The following is a 14,980-nucleotide window of genomic DNA, read 5'->3' as shown; positions in this document are numbered from 1 at the left end:
GCCGACGGGCGGCCAATGCTTCAAGAGGCGCGGGAAGTCAAGATTTCCGGGCGATCCGTGACGGGTAATATAATGCCACTGGCTCGAAAGTGGTTTTCGGCGGGGCCGGCGTTACGCTTCGATCCCGTCGGCGACCCATTCGGCGAGCTGCTCAGTGACGGTGGCCTGCCAATGCTCGATCGCCGGGAGGTCATAGGGGTGAAGGGCGGCGATACGCGTCCGGATCGCGGGAATGGCGATGGGCGCGGTCTTGAGCTGCATCACCACCTCGTCGCCCTGCATGATGGCGCCCTGCCAACGATACAGCGAAAGGCCCTTGTCGAAGATATTGGCGCAGGTGATCAGTCGTTCGTAGATCAGGGTGCGCGCGATCGTTTCGGCGGTCGCCGTATCCGGGCAGGTGACCTGAACGATCGCGATATTGTTCACCGCCGCCGCGTGCCGATCGTGTGGGCCGCGCCGACGGCGGCGATCAGCAATAGCGCGGCGTTCGCCTGATGCGTCACCGCAACGCCGATCTGTACCCCGGTCAATAGCGTCGCGATGCCAAGCGAAACCTGCAACACGACGAGCAGTACGACTACCGTGCCCATTGGGCGCCCGGCCCGAAGCGCGAGCCAGAACAATGCCGCCGCCGCGACGAACGCGAGCCAGCGGTGGATGAACTGCACGACGATCGGATTGTCGACCGCGTTGGCGAGCGCGGGGGTCATCATCGGCACGTCGGCGGGGAACCAGGTGTCGCCCATCAGCGGCCAGCTCGCGAAGGCATAGCCAGCGTCAAGCCCGGCGGTGAATGCGCCATACATGATCTGTGCCGCGAGCAGCAGGAGCGCGAATACGGCGAGGGGGCGGAGCCGCGCCGGTCGGGAAAGCGGATCGCGGGCCAATGCGCCGAGATCAAGCGCGGTCCAGACAATGCCGGCGAGGATGACAAGCGCGGTCAGCAGGTGAATCGCGAGCCGGATATGGCTGACGTCGGTGCGCACCGACAGCCCCGAGCTGACCATCCACCAGCCGATCGCGCCCTGTAGCCCGCCAAGCGCCAGAATCGCACTCAGACGCAAGCCATAGCCGCGCGGCATCTGACGCTTCACCGCGAACCAGATCAGTGGCAACGCGAAGGCCATCCCGATAACCCGGCCAAGCACCCGGTGGATATATTCCCAGAAGAAGATCGCCTTGAAGCCGGCGAGCGTCATATTGCTGTTAAGCTTCTGATACTCAGGTATTTTCTTGTAATTCGCGAACTCCACCTGCCACTGGGCGTCGTTCAGCGGAGGGATGATGCCGCTGATCGGGTTCCATCGGGTCATCGACAGGCCGGATTCGGTGAGGCGGGTGATACCCCCGACCACCACCATCGCGACGATCAACGCGGCGACGCACCATAGCCAGCGAGCGAGGGCCGCCGGGCGGGCGGTGGAAACATATCCCGGGGTGGGCTGCAACATGCGTTGGCACTAGCCCACCCCGGCAAGCCTGCCAAGCTGAGCGCTGACGATGTTGTCGAGCACATATTTTTTGAGTGATGTGATATTGTAACCTCGCTCCACCCGCGCTACATGCGGCGCCGGATGAATTCCACGACTCGCCTCGGCTATCTTGGGTCGCTCGATCGGTTCGCGATCGCGCTGTCGGGGCTGTGCGTCGTGCATTGTCTTGCGAGCGCGGTGCTGGTGGCGATGCTTTCCACCGTGGGCGGCTTGTTAGGCAATCCGATCTTTCACGAGGTGGGCTTGGGGATCGCGATCGGGCTGGGCGCGTTCGCGCTCGGGCGGGGCGTGCTGCACCATGGCTATCTGATGCCGCTGGCGATGGGGTCGCTCGGGCTTGGCATCATGGCTGGCGCGATGACCCTGCCGCATAATGGCGGCCATGCGGAGGCGCTGTGGACGGTGATCGGCGTCGGTATTCTCGCATTCGGCCATGATCTGAATCGTCGCGCGGAAAACTGACGCGTCGGGCGGGTTGTCCCGCGATGCCAGTAGGCCTATTTTTGCTCCATGTCTGGCCATGCCCATCATCATCACCTCGAGCCGCAGGGCGAGGATCTGGCGCGCGCGGCGCAGCACACGCTGGAGCGTTCCGGTGAGCAATGGACCGCGATGCGCGCAAGCGTGTTCGGCGCGCTCGCCGGGTTCGAGAAGCCGGCTTCCGCCTATGACATCGCCGATGCGGTGTCGAAGCGCGAAGGCCGTCGGATTGCCGCCAACAGCATTTATCGCATCCTCGATCTGTTCGTCGGCGCGAATCTGGCACGACGGGTGGAAAGCGCGAACGCCTATGTCGCCAACGCACATCCGGATTGTCAGCACGACTGCATATTTCTGGTGTGCGATTCGTGCGGGCAGACCACCCATCTCGATGACGATCAGCTCACCCGCGCGGTGCGCCATGCGGCGGAAGGCGCGGGTTTTTCGCCGGTGCGGCCGGTGATCGAAGTGCGCGGGGTTTGCGCGGAATGCACGCGGGCGGCGGATTGATCCGCCAACTGTCGCAATCGACACCGGTTTTCGCGTGGAGTAGGAGCGCCGGATGACCGATCTTCCCGAAACGCCGTTGCTCGATACGATCGCGACGCCGGGCGACCTTCGCCGGCTGCCGCCCGAGCGGTTGCGGCAACTGGCCGACGAATTGCGCGCGGAGACCATCTCCGCCGTGGGTGAAACTGGTGGACACCTTGGTTCCGGCCTTGGCGTGGTCGAACTTACCACCGCGATTCACTATGTCTTTGATACCCCGCGCGATCGGTTGATCTGGGACGTCGGTCATCAATGCTATCCGCATAAAATCCTGACGGGGCGGCGCGATCGTATCCGCACCCTGCGGCAGGGCGGTGGGCTTTCCGGCTTCACCAAGCGCAGCGAGAGCGAATATGATCCGTTCGGCGCGGCGCATTCCTCCACGTCGATTTCGGCAGCACTGGGCTTTGCCATTGCCAACAAGCTTGCCGGTACGCCGGGCAAGGGAATCGCCGTGATCGGCGACGGTGCGATGTCCGCCGGCATGGCCTATGAGGCGATGAACAACGCCGAAGCCGCCGGCAACCGGCTGATCGTGATCCTCAACGATAACGACATGTCGATCGCGCCGCCGGTCGGCGGCCTTTCGGCCTATCTGTCGCGGATCGCCTCCAGCCGCGAGTTCCTGTCGCTGCGCGAGGTGATGAAGCGCATCGCGCGCAGGCTGCCGCGCCCGTTTCACAATGCCGCGCGCAAGACCGACGAATTCGCCCGCGGCATGACGATGGGCGGTACGTTGTTCGAGGAACTCGGCTTCTATTACGTCGGGCCGATCGACGGGCATAACCTCGATCATCTGATCCCGGTGCTGGAGAATGTACGCGACGCCAAAGAGGGCCCGATCCTCGTCCATGTCGTGACCAAGAAGGGCAACGGCTATGCCCCGGCCGAGGCGGCGGCGGACAAATATCACGGCGTTCAGAAGTTTGATGTGATCACCGGCGCACAGGCCAAGGCACCGCCGGGGCCGCCGTCGTATCAGAATGTGTTCGGCGATGCTTTGGCGAACGAGGCGGATAGCGATCCACGCATTTGTGCGATCACCGCCGCGATGCCGTCGGGCACGGGCGTCGATCGGTTCGCGAAACGTCACCCCGATCGCGCGTTCGACGTAGGTATTGCGGAGCAGCACGCGGTCACTTTCGCCGCAGGGCTCGCCGCGCAGGGAATGCGGCCGTTCTGCGCGATCTATTCGACCTTCCTCCAGCGCGCTTATGATCAGGTCGTGCACGATGTGGCGATCCAGAATCTGCCGGTGCGCTTCGCGATCGATCGCGCCGGGCTGGTTGGCGCGGATGGCGCGACCCATGCCGGCAGTTTCGACGTCACCTATCTGGCGTCGCTGCCCAATTTCGTCGTGATGGCCGCGGCCGATGAGGCGGAACTGGTCCATATGGTCCATACCTGTGTCGAGCATGACAGCGGGCCGATCGCGGTGCGCTATCCGCGCGGCAACGGCACCGGGGTCGCGCTGCCCGAAACGCCGGAACTGCTGACGATCGGCAAGGGCCGCGTCGTGCGTGAGGGCAAAACCGTGGCGATCTTGTCGCTCGGCACCCGGCTCGCTGAGGCGCTGAAGGCTGCTGACGCGCTGGAGGCGAAGGGCCTCTCGACCACCGTTGCCGATCTGCGCTTCGCCAAACCGCTGGACGAGGAATTGATCCGCCGCCTGCTGACCACGCATGAAGTCGCGGTGACGATCGAGGAGGGGGCGATCGGTGGTCTGGGCGCACACGTCCTGACGCTGGCATCAGATGCCGGGCTGATCGACGGCGGGCTGAAGCTGCGCACTATGCGCTTGCCCGATGTGTTTCAGGATCAGGACAAGCCGGACGTGCAATATGCCGAGGCCGGTCTCGATGCCGACCATATCGTCGATACGGTATTGAAGGCGTTGCGCTGGAACGAGGCCGGGGCGCTCGGCGCACTGGCGTGAGCGGCTGGACCAAGGTGATCCTTGCGACGGCGCTGATGGTCGTCGCACTCGGGTGTTTCAACCTCTCGTTGTGGCGGCGGATGCGGGCTGCGCGCGAACGGGCGGCCGCGCTGAAGGATTCGGACGAGGCCTGATCACCATCCGGTAGTTCTGCCGCTGCCTTGCTATGGACGAAGAGGCTGCGGGGCCGCGGAGCCTGTTCCTTCCCGCGCCAATATCGCCCGTGCGTCGCCGGGGGAGCGCGCTTCGCCGCGCGGGCCGCCAGAGGCAAGAATCACCCGTTCGAGCAATTCCTGTCCTTCCGGCCACCAGCCGAGGCCGCTCGCCGCGTTGATATGGCCGCGCGCGCCTAAATCGATGAAATGGCTGCCCCAATCGGCCGCGATGCTGTGCGCTCGCTCGCTTGCCACCCATGGGTCATTGCTGCTTGCAACGACGATCGAGGGGAAGGGCAAGGGCGTTTTCGGGATGGGCGCGAAGCCGGCGATCTCGGCCGGTGCTTTGCTGCGATCAACATCGGCCGGGGCGACCAGCAACGCACCGGCGACCGGCCAGCCATAGGGCTGCGGACTGAGCGTCGCCCACCAAGCGATCGCGATGCAGCCGAGGCTGTGGCCGACAAGGATCACCGGCGCGCGGGCCGAGGCGATGGCCTGATCGATCTTCGTCACCCAGGAATTGCGATGCGGCGTGTTCCACATGCCAAGCTCGATTCGCATCGTGTCGGGGCGTGAGCGTTCCCACAAAGTCTGCCAATGCGATGGTCCGGAGCCATTCAGACCGGGGACGGTAAGAACCGTCGGTCGTCGCGATAGATCGGATGAGAACGGACCCATGATTAGGTATTCCTCGTCGCGTGGGCGAGGCCGCGGACCGCCATTCTAGGGTACAGCCAGCCCGCGACCTCTGATTTCAATATATTCCTACTAAATCCATGGGCAATAGAACGCGCAATCGCGCGCGCCCGGTGGAAGGCGGGTTGCGACGAACCGATCGAGAGGCGATAGCGGGGCATGGCAAAGGTGCGTGCGGATCAATTGCTCGTCGATCGCGGGCTCGCCGAATCGCGAACCCGTGCGCAGGCGCTCATCATGGCGGGGCTGGTTTTCATCGCCGACCGCAAGGTGGATAAACCCGGCCAGCAACTGGCCCCCGATGTGGTGCTGGATGTGCGCGGCCGGGATCACCCATGGGTGTCGCGTGGTGGGATCAAGCTCGCGCACGGGCTCGATCACTTCGGCTGGGAGGTGAACGGGGCGGTGGCGATCGACGTCGGCTCCTCAACCGGGGGCTTCACCGATGTGCTGCTGACGCGCGGCGCGGCGCGGGTCTATGCGGTTGATAGCGGTACCAATCAGCTCGCTTGGAAACTGCGCCAGGACGATCGGGTCATCGTCCATGAGCAGACCAGCGCGCGGATCCTGACGGCGGCGCATATTCCGGAGCCGGTGGATCTGATCGTATGCGACGCGAGCTTTATCTCGCTGCCCAAAGTCCTCGATGTGCCATTTGGCTTCGCCGCGCCCAATGCGCGCGCGCTGGCGCTGATCAAGCCGCAGTTCGAGGCAGGACGCGAGGAAGTGGGCAAGGGTGGCGTGGTGCGCGATCCCGCGATCCACGCACGGGTCTGCGATGAGGTGGCGGCGTGGTTCACCGGGCGGGGATGGCGAGTGCTAGGGATCGAGCGCAGCCCGATCACCGGACCGGAGGGCAACGTGGAATTCCTAATCGCCGCTGTCCGGGATTGACGCAATCCCGCGATCTTCCGCGTCGATAAATGGTTTACGCGCTTCGTGCCGCACGGCAGGTTCGCCGAACCAAATAGAAACAGGGAGGCACTGTGGGAGGGTTGGCGTCGAAGGCGCAGTTGCGCATGTCATTTCTGCGTTGGGCGGTGGTTACCGTGCCGTTGATCCTGTTGCTGGGCTTCCTTTCCGGACGCAGCGTGACGGTCGGTTCGGATAGTCCATGGTATCAGGGGCTGGCCAAGCCCGAACTGACGCCGCCTAACTGGGTTTTTCCGGTTGCCTGGTCCACGCTCTACGTCCTGATCGGGCTGGCACTGGCGATGATCCTCCACGCGCGCGGCGCACGGGCGCGCTGGCTGGCGATCGGGCTGTTCGTGGCGCAACTCGCGCTCAATCTGATCTGGACGCCGCTGTTTTTCGGCAAGCACGATATCTCGCTAGCACTCATGGATCTCGTCGCGCTGTTGTTGCTGGCGATTGCCACGACCGTCTTGTTCGGCCGGATTCGTCCGCTCGCCGCGTGGCTGATGCTGCCTTATCTGATATGGGTGAGCTTCGCGGGCGTGCTCACCTGGCGCATCGGGCAGCTCAATCCCGGTGCGGAAACACTTGTGCCGGGCGCCCATACCTCCCAGGTAATCGGCTGAGTTCCAGCCGGAAGGTGATTTTGATGCAGTCCGAAAATCGGATGTTCGATGATTTCGTAAAACTCGTGAACGGTGCGGCGGGCACGTTCGCAGGAATGGGGCGCGAGGCGCAGGCGGGCGCCCGCGATCGTGCGCGCGAATGGATTGGCGGTCTGGATTTCGTCAGCCGCGATGAATTCGAGGCGGTGAAGGCGATGGCGGTTGCCGCGCGCGATGAAGCGGATGCGCTGAAGGCCCGCCTCGACAAGCTCGAAGCGGCGCAGGCGAAAAGCAAGGGCTGAGCCGTTTCGGGCCGCCACGCCCGCCAGCCGATTACAGATTTCACACGATTGGCCGTCGCGGGCTTTGCGTCCGCGTCGGCCTTCGTGCGATAGGGATGTGATGATGCTTGACGAAGCCGAAGACGATCACGAAGCGGCCGCCCCGCTGGACATGCTGGAGCGTTATTTCGCGGCGCACGGCTGGCCCTGCGAGCGCCACGATGACGAGATCAGCGCGACCATCAAGGGAAGCTGGACCGAATATGAGGTGCGCGCGCTGTGGCGCGAGGAGGATAGTGTCCTCCAGTTCCTTTGCTTCCCCGATGTGAAGGTTGCGGAGGAGCGTCGCGCGCCGATCCATGAGGCGCTGACACTGGTCAACGAGCAAATGTGGGTCGGCCATTTCGAACTATGGTCATCCAGCGGCATCCTCCTCTATCGCCATGCGATGGTGGTGGATGGCGACGAGGATGGCGAGCAGGTCATGTCGCTGGGCGCGACGGAACTGCTGGTCGAAACCGCAATCGACGAGTGCGAGCGTTTCTATCCCGTGTTCCAGTTCGTGCTGTGGGGCGGCAAGACCCCGCGCGAGGCGATCGCGGCGGCATTGATCGAGACGCAGGGCGAAGCGTGATGCGGATGTGGATGATCGGCTGCGGCAATATGGCCGGGGCGATGCTGGCGCGCTGGATCGACAGCGGCGTGGTGTCGGCTGAGGCGGTGGACGTCGTCAACCGTAGCGATCGCGCGCTCCCCGGCGGCGTGCGCCAGTCGCGCGACCTGCCGGCGGCCGATCTTCCCGATATCGTGGTGCTGGGGGTCAAGCCGCAGCAGCTTGCTGAGGTTGCGGCGCAATATGGCGATCGGCTCCGTGACGTGCCGATCCTGTTGTCGATTCTTGCCGGCGTGGATGAAGCGGTGCTTGAGCGGGCCTTTCCCGGCCCGGCGCCGGTGCCGGTGATGCCCAATCTGCCTGTTGCTCTGGGGCAGGGGGTGTGCGTGGTGAACGCGCCGTCCGCCGATGCGCGAACGCGGGCTGCGATCGATGGGCTACTTGCGCCGCTGGGAGAGGTGATCTGGGCGGAGGGCGCGGTATATTCAGCCGCTGCGACGCTTTCCGGGTGCGGGCCGGCTTATCTGTTTCGTTTCATTGATGCGCTGGCGCGCGCGGGAGTGGCGATGGGGTTACCAGAGGCTGATGCGACACGACTTGCGCTGGCGACGGTGCGTGGTGCGGCGGCGCTTGCCGAGGCAGAGGATCGCGCGCCTGCCGCGCTGGCGGATGTGGTCGCCAGCCCGGGTGGGATGACGCGGGCCGGGCTCAACGTCCTCGATAATGACGAAGCGCTCAACCGGCTGATGCGAGCGACGCTCGTCGCGGCGGCCGCGCGCGGGGAGGAGATGGCAGCCGCCGCGCGGGGCTGACATCGGGCAGTTCAGCGGCGCAACGCTTCGACGCGGGGGCGCTCATCGTCCGGGATCAGCCCCTCCAGGACGGACCAAAATCCGGTCACGGCCTCTTGCCCCGCTTTTGAATAAGCGCCGGACAGCTTCTCGCGCAGCGCCTCGTAAAGGTCGTTTTCCAGCGCGGCGCCCGCATCGGTGAGGCGCAGCAGCCGCTGCCGACGATCGCGCTCGCCGGGGCGGCTTTCCACCAGCCCACGATCCATCAGCTCGTTGAGCACCCGGCCCAGCGATTGCTTGGTGATCGCGAGCAGCGCCAGCAGATCGCTGACCGCCATGTTCGGCCGGCGCGCGATAAAATAAAGCGCACGGTGATGCGCGCGGCCCAGCCCCTGTTGCGCCAGCCCCTGATCGATCGATCGCGTGACATGGCTGTTGCCGAAATAAAGCAGCTCCAGCCCGCGCCGGATTTCCGGTTCGCGCAGGAAAAGTGGGGACGCGGTTTGGGTCGTTGGCACCATGTTGACCGGCATTGCCATCGGCTTTACCCGATCGCAACCGCCAACCGCGCTGTTCTTAGCGTGGGATCGACAGGAGGCTGTTTTTGAACTTCGCGTTTGAGCCGAACCCCAATCTTGTGCCCGCGAGTGAGCGTACCGCGCGGATCGCCGATCCGGTATTCGGCCGTGTCCACACCGATCACATGGCAATTCTGCATTGGTCGCAAGATAAGGGCTGGCATGACGCCAAGGTGACGGCGCGTGCGCCGCTGTCGATCGATCCCGCGACCGCCGTGCTGCACTATGCGCAGGAGATCTTCGAGGGGTTGAAGGCTTATCGTATGGAGGATGGCGCGTCGGCGCTGTTTCGTCCCGACGCCAATGCGCGGCGCTTTCGCGATTCCGCGCGGCGGCTGGCGATGCCAGAGCTTCCCGATGAACTCTTCCTCGGTTCGATCGAGGCATTGGTCAGTGCGGATCGCGCATGGATTCCGACGGGGGAGGGCGGCTCGCTCTATCTGCGCCCGTTCATGATCGCGAGCGAAGCGTTCCTGGGGGTGAAGCCATCGGCCCAATACCTTTATATGGTGCTCGCCTCGTCGGTCGGTTCCTATTGGAAGGGCGGGGTGAAGCCGATCTCGCTGTGGGTCAGCCATGATTACAGCCGCGCGGCGCCGGGTGGCACGGGCGCGGCCAAATGTGGTGGCAATTATGCCACCAGCCTCGTCGCGCAGGCGGAGGCAATTCGCCGCGGGTGCGATCAGGTGGTGTTCCTCGACGCGGCCGAGCGTCGCTGGATCGAGGAGCTGGGCGGCATGAACATCTTCTTCGTGTTCGAAGATGGTTCTGTCGGCACGCCGCCGCTGACGGGCACGATCCTGCCCGGCATCACCCGTGATTCGATCATCACGATTGCGCGCGATCAGGGATTGACGGTCCGCGAGGAGCTTTACAGCATCGACCAGTGGCGCGCGGATGCGCAAAGCGGCCGGATTGTCGAGACCTTCGCCTGCGGCACCGCAGCGGTGGTCACCCCGATCGGGCAGGTATCCGGCCCGGATTATTCGTTCCAGATCGGTTCGGGCGGCATGGGGCAGACGACCCAGCGCTTCCTTGAACAGCTCACCGCGATTCAGCGCGGCCGGGCGCCGGATCCGCATAACTGGCTGCACCGGCTGGGTTGATGCCGTGTGCGCGCGGCGTGGAGTGAGAACTCCACGCCGCGTCGCCCCATGCTTCAGAAGCGGGCGCGGATACCGGCGTAAGCCGCGCGGCCCGGGGTCAGAAAGCCGATCGTCTCACGATAATCGGTATCGAACAGATTCTCGATCCGGCCATAGAGAGATAGCCCGCGCGTGAGCGCCACATCGGCGTTCAGGCTCACCAGCGTATAAGCGCGCAGCGTTTCCACCGCATAAGTCGCGAAGTTGGTATCGCGCGAGTCACCATTATAACGCACCGTCACCGCCGCGCCGAAGCGATCGTCCGGCGCGCGCCACGCCAGATTGGCGCTCCCGATATGCTTCGGCCGACGTTGCAGTTCGATCCCGAGGTCATCCTTGGCGTCGAGATAAGTGTAGGAACCGTCGAAACGGAAACCGGCGGGCAGCACGAAATTCGCCGAGACCTCGACGCCCTGATGCGGGGTCGTGCCGGGCGCGTTCTTCACGGTGTAAGGGCCGTAAACGGTGACGATCATGTCGCGCAGCTTGGCATTGAAATAAGTCACGTCGATCCGCGCATGGCCGTCGAGGAACGATTGCTCGACGCCCGCTTCCCAGCCGGTCGAGCGCTCCGGCTTCAAATTGGGGTTGCCCACGAAGCCGCTGGAGGGAGAGTAGCCGAATAGCTCGAAGAAGGTCGGTGCCTTGACGCCCGATCCGCCCGCGGCGTGAAGCCGTGTACCGGTGTCGAAGCGATAGCTCGCCTGGGCATGCCAGGTGGTCGAATCCTGGAAGCGGTCATTGAAGTCGCGCCGCACCGCGCCGCCCAGCCCGAACCGATCGTTGATCGTCAGCTGATACTGGCCGACGATGCCCCAATTGTCGGTGTGCTGATACGGGTTGGGACCGGTGATGTAATTGGCCGTGCCGCGATATTCCTCCCGCTCATAGTCGACGGCGGCGGTAAGCGCGTGGACGATATTGTCGTCACCGAGCTTCAGCGTAGAGACGAGCGATGCCTTGTGCCGCCGGCCGTTGTCGCCGCTGGTCTCGTTACGATTGTCATCGAAATAGCGACGTTGCGCGTCGGTGAGTTGCCCGCTCAGGTCGGTCACCCAGCGACCCTCGGCGGCGGTGAGCCGCGCGCCGACCAGCGCATAGAGCGTATCGTTGACATAACTGCCGCCGGAATCGATCGCATTGCCGGTGAGGAGATAATCCTGATTGTTCAGATCCGCGTCGGCGTGATTGTACCGCACCACGGCGCGCAGCGCGATCGCACCGGCCTCATAGCCGAACTTGCCGTTGAGCGTGCCGATCTTCGATCCGATGCGGCGCGATCCGCCCGGTGCGACGACATAGCCGCCGATCCCGGAATAAGAGCCACCCAGCGCGTAATCGAGATCGCCCACCACGCCGGCGCCACGCACTGCGCCATCGACGGTGTTGAACGAGCCGCCTTCGATCCGCGCCGCGAAGCCGGGCATCTCGCGCCCGCTGGCGGTGATGTAATTGATCACCCCACCGATCGCGTCGGAGCCATAGAGCGCGCTCTGCTCGCCGCGCAGCACCTCGATCCGCGCGCCGGGATCGGCGGTGAGGCTGGCGAAATCATATTGGCCGAAATAGGGATCGGCCGCCTCGATGCCGTCGATCAGCACCAGGGTGTGATTGGCCTCCGCGCCGCGAATGCGCACGTCGGTCATCCCGCCGACCGCGCCGGTGCGGTTGACCGACACACCGGGAATATCGCGCAGCACATCGGACACGATCACCGTCTGCCGATCCTGGAGATCGCTCGCGGTGATCACCGTGGCGGATGAGCCCAATGTCGCGGTGGAAATTCCGTTGTCGCCGCGCGATGCGGTGACGATCACCGTGTCGGTGACCTTTGCACTGTCTGGCGCAGCCGGCTGATCGGGCTGCGCGATCGCGATGCCCGGCACGACGATGGCGCTGGTCAGCAGCGCAACCTTGCTAATGATATTCATGCTTCAATTCCCTGCGTCCGTCCAAAAGACGCGGTGGGGCCGTCCGATCAGAACGAACGGACGCCAGCGCACGAGACAGGGCGAACGCGTTGCCCGAGCCACATACACCGTTTGCGGCCCCGGGCCGCGCGGCATCTGTCGCTCGAACGGATCAACCTCCGTGCCTCCGCCACCCCCTGGACGCGAGACATGAGCGACGGCGCTGGCAGGTCTCCTGGCTCACGGGTCATCACGACGATGCACGCCTTCCCAGGTTTCCCCAGTGGCCGTGCGGAGCATCTCGCCCCGCGCATGTGCATCGCGCTCACCGCTTACAGTTGCAGGGGCAGCTGCGGATTGGGGAAGAGCGATCTTCCCGCACCGCATTCCCTTTTAAACCCCTCTCGGGGCACCGGCGCGATCATTGAACGGGCAAAAAGCCCGCTCGCGGCGGCGCATATCCGAAAGCGCGCGGGGGGCAAACCGCTATTGTGTTGCGGGCGGAACGATCCATCAGAGGTGTGGCGGGAAATCCTCAACCATCCCGGCGGGGTCAACGCAGGCGATCGAGCGGCACCAGCATCGGATTGGCGGCATCGCCGAAAAAGGCGGAAATGCCGTAAACTTTGGCGAGCAGATCAGACGTCAGCACCGTGCGGGGCGCGCCGTCGGCGACCAGCACTCCCTCGTTCATCACCAGCACGCGGTCGCAAAATCGCGCGGCGAGCGTGAGATCGTGGAGCACCGCAACGACGAGCGCGCCGCCGTCGGCCTCCGCCCGCAGCAATTCCATCCCCTCGATCTGATGCGCGGGGATCGAGGCTGGCGAGCGGCTCGTCGACGATCAGCGCGGGCGCCTCTACCGCGAGCGCGCGCGCCAAGCAGCGCGCGGGCGCGCTCGCCGCCGGAAAGCTCGGTTGCGACGCGGGGAAGCGAGGTGCGTCACTTCGGCGCGCTGCATCGCGCGGGCGATTGCGTCGCGATCTGCGTCGGCCAGGCGAGAAAAGGGCTCGAGGTGTGGCAGTCGGCCGAGGGCGACCAGCCGCTCCACCGTCAGCGGCCAGTGCAGCGTCTGCCCCTGTGGCAGATAGGCGATGCGGCGCGCGATCGCCGCGCGCGACATCGCGGACAGCGGCTCGCCGTCGATCGCGACCGTGCCATCATGGGGCAACAGGCCGAGCAAGGCGCGGATCAGAGTCGACTTGCCCGCGCCATTGGGGCCGAGGATGCCGATCAGGCGGCCGCCTTCGAGTTGCACCGAAAGATCGCGCACCACGGCTCGGCCGCCAAGGGCGACGGTTATGCCTTGCGCAACGATGCTTACCACAGCCGTCGCTCCCGCATCAGATGGGCGAGGAACACCGGCACGCCGAGGAAGGCGGTGACCACGCCGAGCTTCAACTCGTTGGTGCTGGGGATCACGCGCACCGCGACATCCGCCAGCGTCAGCAGCGCGGCGCCCGCCAGCGCGCTTGGCCACAGCACGGCAGACGGGCTGCGATCGGTGAACGGGCGGATCAGGTGCGGCACGATCAGCCCGACGAAACCGATCGCCCCCGACACCGCGACTGCACCGCCGACTCCTATCGCCACGCCAAGCAGCAGGCGTACGCGCGTTCGGTTGAGATCGACCCCCAGTGCCATCGCGCCATCTTCGCCCAGGCTCAGCGCATCGAGCGCGCCTCCCTGTCCGGCGAGCAGCATCATGCCGATCGCGATGCACGGCAGCGCGAGCAGGACATGCTCGAACGAGCGATCCTCAAGACTGCCGAGCAGCCACGTCATGATTTCGATAGCTGCGAATGGGTTCGGGGACAGGTTGAGCGCGAGGCTGATCCCGGCGCCCGCCAATGTTGCCACCGCGATCCCGGCGAGGATCAGCGTTAGCGGGCTTTCCGAGCGACCGGCCAGCGCGAACAGCAGTGCGAGCGCCGCCAGCGCGCCAAGAATTGCCATCACCGGAAGCGCGGCCGGATGCCATTGTGCCAGCCCGTAATAAAGCGCGATCACCGCGCCCAGCGAGGCACCGTTCGACGCGCCGAGCACTGACGGTTCGGCAAGCGGGTTGCGGAGATATCCCTGCAACGCGGCGCCCCCGAGCCCGAGCATCGCGCCCACCGCCAGCCCGAGGATCGCGCGCGGCAGGCGTAGCTCGATCAGGATGGCCCGCTCGATCGGATCGCCATGCCCGGCCAGTGCCGCGAGGGCGCGTGCCGGCGGGATCGAGGTACTGCCGATGCCCACGCCCAGCGCGGCGGCCGCGATCGTTAGCAGGATCAGTGCGGGCCATAACCAGCGGCGGGTCACGTTTGGTCAGCCTCGCGTCGATGAGCGATGAAATCCGGCCGCGAGATGCGCTCCGGCCGCGAAGCGCCTAGCGCGAAACGGGCGCGGAAGGCAAAGGGGCACGGTGATGCGCCGCCTGTTCGCCTTGCCCATGCTGTTCGCGCTGATCGGTGCCGCGCCGTTGCCCGCGCCACGACCACAGCGAATCGTCTCGCTCAATCTGTGCGCCGATCAATATCTGCTCGCACTGGCTGACCGGAGCCAGATAGCGGCGCTGACACAGTTCGCGCGCGATCCCGAAATGTCGGCGGCGGCAACGGCGGCGCGTGGCGTGCCGTTCACACGCGGTTCGGCCGAGGATGTGCTCGCGCTGCGGCCCGACCTCATCATCGCCACCTCGTTTCGCCGCCGTGCGACGATGGCGCAACTTCGTGACCGCGATATCGCGACGCTCGATCTCGAACCGGCGGAAAGTTACGCGGCGATCGTCGAGCAGGTCCGCGCGGTGGCGGGGGCGATTGGGCACCCGGCGCGGGGCGAG

At 65.2% G+C, this 14,980-nt stretch carries 17 protein-coding genes, 1 pseudogene and 1 riboswitch (1 of these 19 cut by a window edge); of the genes and pseudogenes, 11 read left to right on the top strand and 7 right to left on the bottom strand.

What is annotated here, in order from left to right:
* Positions 1–111: 111 nt before the first annotated feature.
* Positions 112–429, bottom strand: coding sequence for a divalent-cation tolerance protein CutA (locus P0Y64_00125; protein WEK43317.1), 318 nt, complete (start codon positions 427–429; stop codon positions 112–114).
* The gene (locus P0Y64_00120; GenBank protein WEK43316.1) at positions 426–1,454 is read right to left on the bottom strand and encodes a COX15/CtaA family protein; all 1,029 of its coding nucleotides are present in this window, start codon (positions 1,452–1,454) and stop codon (positions 426–428) included. The genes P0Y64_00125 and P0Y64_00120 overlap by 4 nt, the downstream gene beginning before the upstream one ends.
* Positions 1,455–1,577: 123 nt before the next feature.
* On the opposite strand from P0Y64_00120, the gene P0Y64_00115 reads away from it, so the two are divergent.
* The 4 genes from P0Y64_00115 to P0Y64_00100 are packed head-to-tail and all read left to right on the top strand — an operon-like array spanning position 1,578 to position 4,595.
* Positions 1,578–1,958 (top strand): MerC domain-containing protein, encoded by a 381-nt coding sequence (locus tag P0Y64_00115; protein ID WEK43315.1) that lies wholly within the window; start codon positions 1,578–1,580, stop codon positions 1,956–1,958.
* 48 nt (positions 1,959–2,006) lie between these two features.
* Positions 2,007–2,486, top strand: coding sequence for a transcriptional repressor (locus tag P0Y64_00110; GenBank protein ID WEK43314.1), 480 nt, complete (start codon positions 2,007–2,009; stop codon positions 2,484–2,486).
* Positions 2,487–2,538: 52 nt separating this feature from the next.
* On the top strand, positions 2,539–4,461 hold the full coding sequence (dxs, locus tag P0Y64_00105; GenBank protein WEK43313.1) for a 1-deoxy-D-xylulose-5-phosphate synthase: 1,923 nt from the start codon (positions 2,539–2,541) through the stop codon (positions 4,459–4,461).
* Positions 4,458–4,595, top strand: coding sequence for a hypothetical protein (locus tag P0Y64_00100; protein ID WEK43312.1), 138 nt, complete (start codon positions 4,458–4,460; stop codon positions 4,593–4,595). The genes dxs and P0Y64_00100 overlap by 4 nt, the downstream gene beginning before the upstream one ends.
* A gap of 30 nt (positions 4,596–4,625) precedes the next feature.
* Here P0Y64_00100 and P0Y64_00095 read toward each other — a convergent pair whose 3' ends face one another.
* Positions 4,626–5,297 (bottom strand): alpha/beta hydrolase, encoded by a 672-nt coding sequence (locus P0Y64_00095; GenBank protein WEK43311.1) that lies wholly within the window; start codon positions 5,295–5,297, stop codon positions 4,626–4,628.
* Positions 5,298–5,474: 177 nt separating this feature from the next.
* Here P0Y64_00095 and P0Y64_00090 point away from each other — a divergent pair, with 177 nt between their 5' ends.
* The 5 genes from P0Y64_00090 to P0Y64_00070 all read left to right on the top strand — a co-directional run bounded on the left by P0Y64_00090 (position 5,475) and on the right by P0Y64_00070 (position 8,541).
* Positions 5,475–6,209, top strand: coding sequence for a TlyA family RNA methyltransferase (locus P0Y64_00090; GenBank protein WEK43310.1), 735 nt, complete (start codon positions 5,475–5,477; stop codon positions 6,207–6,209).
* A gap of 125 nt (positions 6,210–6,334) precedes the next feature.
* Entirely contained in the window at positions 6,335–6,856 is a 522-nt protein-coding gene (locus P0Y64_00085; protein ID WEK43309.1) for a tryptophan-rich sensory protein, read from the top strand.
* A gap of 23 nt (positions 6,857–6,879) precedes the next feature.
* Entirely contained in the window at positions 6,880–7,137 is a 258-nt protein-coding gene (locus P0Y64_00080) for an accessory factor UbiK family protein (protein ID WEK43308.1), read from the top strand.
* Between the two features lie 100 nt (positions 7,138–7,237).
* Positions 7,238–7,750: a YbjN domain-containing protein gene (locus P0Y64_00075; GenBank protein ID WEK43307.1), complete on the top strand. Its 513-nt coding sequence runs from the start codon at positions 7,238–7,240 to the stop codon at positions 7,748–7,750.
* A complete protein-coding gene (locus P0Y64_00070; protein WEK43306.1) occupies positions 7,750–8,541 on the top strand; it encodes a pyrroline-5-carboxylate reductase in 792 nt (263 codons plus the stop codon). The genes P0Y64_00075 and P0Y64_00070 overlap by 1 nt, the downstream gene beginning before the upstream one ends.
* A gap of 11 nt (positions 8,542–8,552) precedes the next feature.
* Here the strand turns inward: P0Y64_00070 and P0Y64_00065 are convergent, their stop codons facing one another.
* On the bottom strand, positions 8,553–9,053 hold the full coding sequence (locus tag P0Y64_00065; protein WEK43305.1) for a helix-turn-helix domain-containing protein: 501 nt from the start codon (positions 9,051–9,053) through the stop codon (positions 8,553–8,555).
* Positions 9,054–9,124: 71 nt separating this feature from the next.
* On the opposite strand from P0Y64_00065, the gene P0Y64_00060 reads away from it, so the two are divergent.
* Positions 9,125–10,204 (top strand): branched-chain amino acid aminotransferase, encoded by a 1,080-nt coding sequence (locus P0Y64_00060; GenBank protein ID WEK43304.1) that lies wholly within the window; start codon positions 9,125–9,127, stop codon positions 10,202–10,204.
* A 53-nt stretch (positions 10,205–10,257) separates the two neighbouring features.
* Here the strand turns inward: P0Y64_00060 and P0Y64_00055 are convergent, their stop codons facing one another.
* From P0Y64_00055 to P0Y64_00045, 3 genes and pseudogenes are all read right to left on the bottom strand, one after another.
* Entirely contained in the window at positions 10,258–12,174 is a 1,917-nt protein-coding gene (locus P0Y64_00055; GenBank protein WEK43303.1) for a TonB-dependent receptor, read from the bottom strand.
* Between the two features lie 186 nt (positions 12,175–12,360).
* Positions 12,361–12,585: riboswitch (cobalamin riboswitch) on the bottom strand.
* A gap of 121 nt (positions 12,586–12,706) precedes the next feature.
* Positions 12,707–13,480: pseudogene (locus P0Y64_00050) on the bottom strand (ABC transporter ATP-binding protein).
* On the bottom strand, positions 13,474–14,460 hold the full coding sequence (locus P0Y64_00045; GenBank protein WEK43302.1) for an iron ABC transporter permease: 987 nt from the start codon (positions 14,458–14,460) through the stop codon (positions 13,474–13,476). The pseudogene P0Y64_00050 and the gene P0Y64_00045 overlap by 7 nt, the downstream one beginning before the upstream one ends.
* A 106-nt stretch (positions 14,461–14,566) precedes the next feature.
* On the opposite strand from P0Y64_00045, the gene P0Y64_00040 reads away from it, so the two are divergent.
* Positions 14,567–14,980 carry the 5' portion of an ABC transporter substrate-binding protein gene (locus P0Y64_00040; GenBank protein ID WEK43301.1) on the top strand. It continues 399 nt past the right edge of the window, so the window shows 414 of its 813 coding nt (coding positions 1–414); it begins with the start codon at positions 14,567–14,569; its stop codon lies off the right edge, out of view.

The sequence above is a fragment of the Candidatus Sphingomonas colombiensis genome (assembly GCA_029202845.1).
Lineage (GTDB): Bacteria > Pseudomonadota > Alphaproteobacteria > Sphingomonadales > Sphingomonadaceae > Sphingomonas > Sphingomonas colombiensis.
The sequence above is the reverse complement of the archived record's forward strand: the minus strand, read 5'-3'. Positions and strand labels throughout refer to the sequence as shown.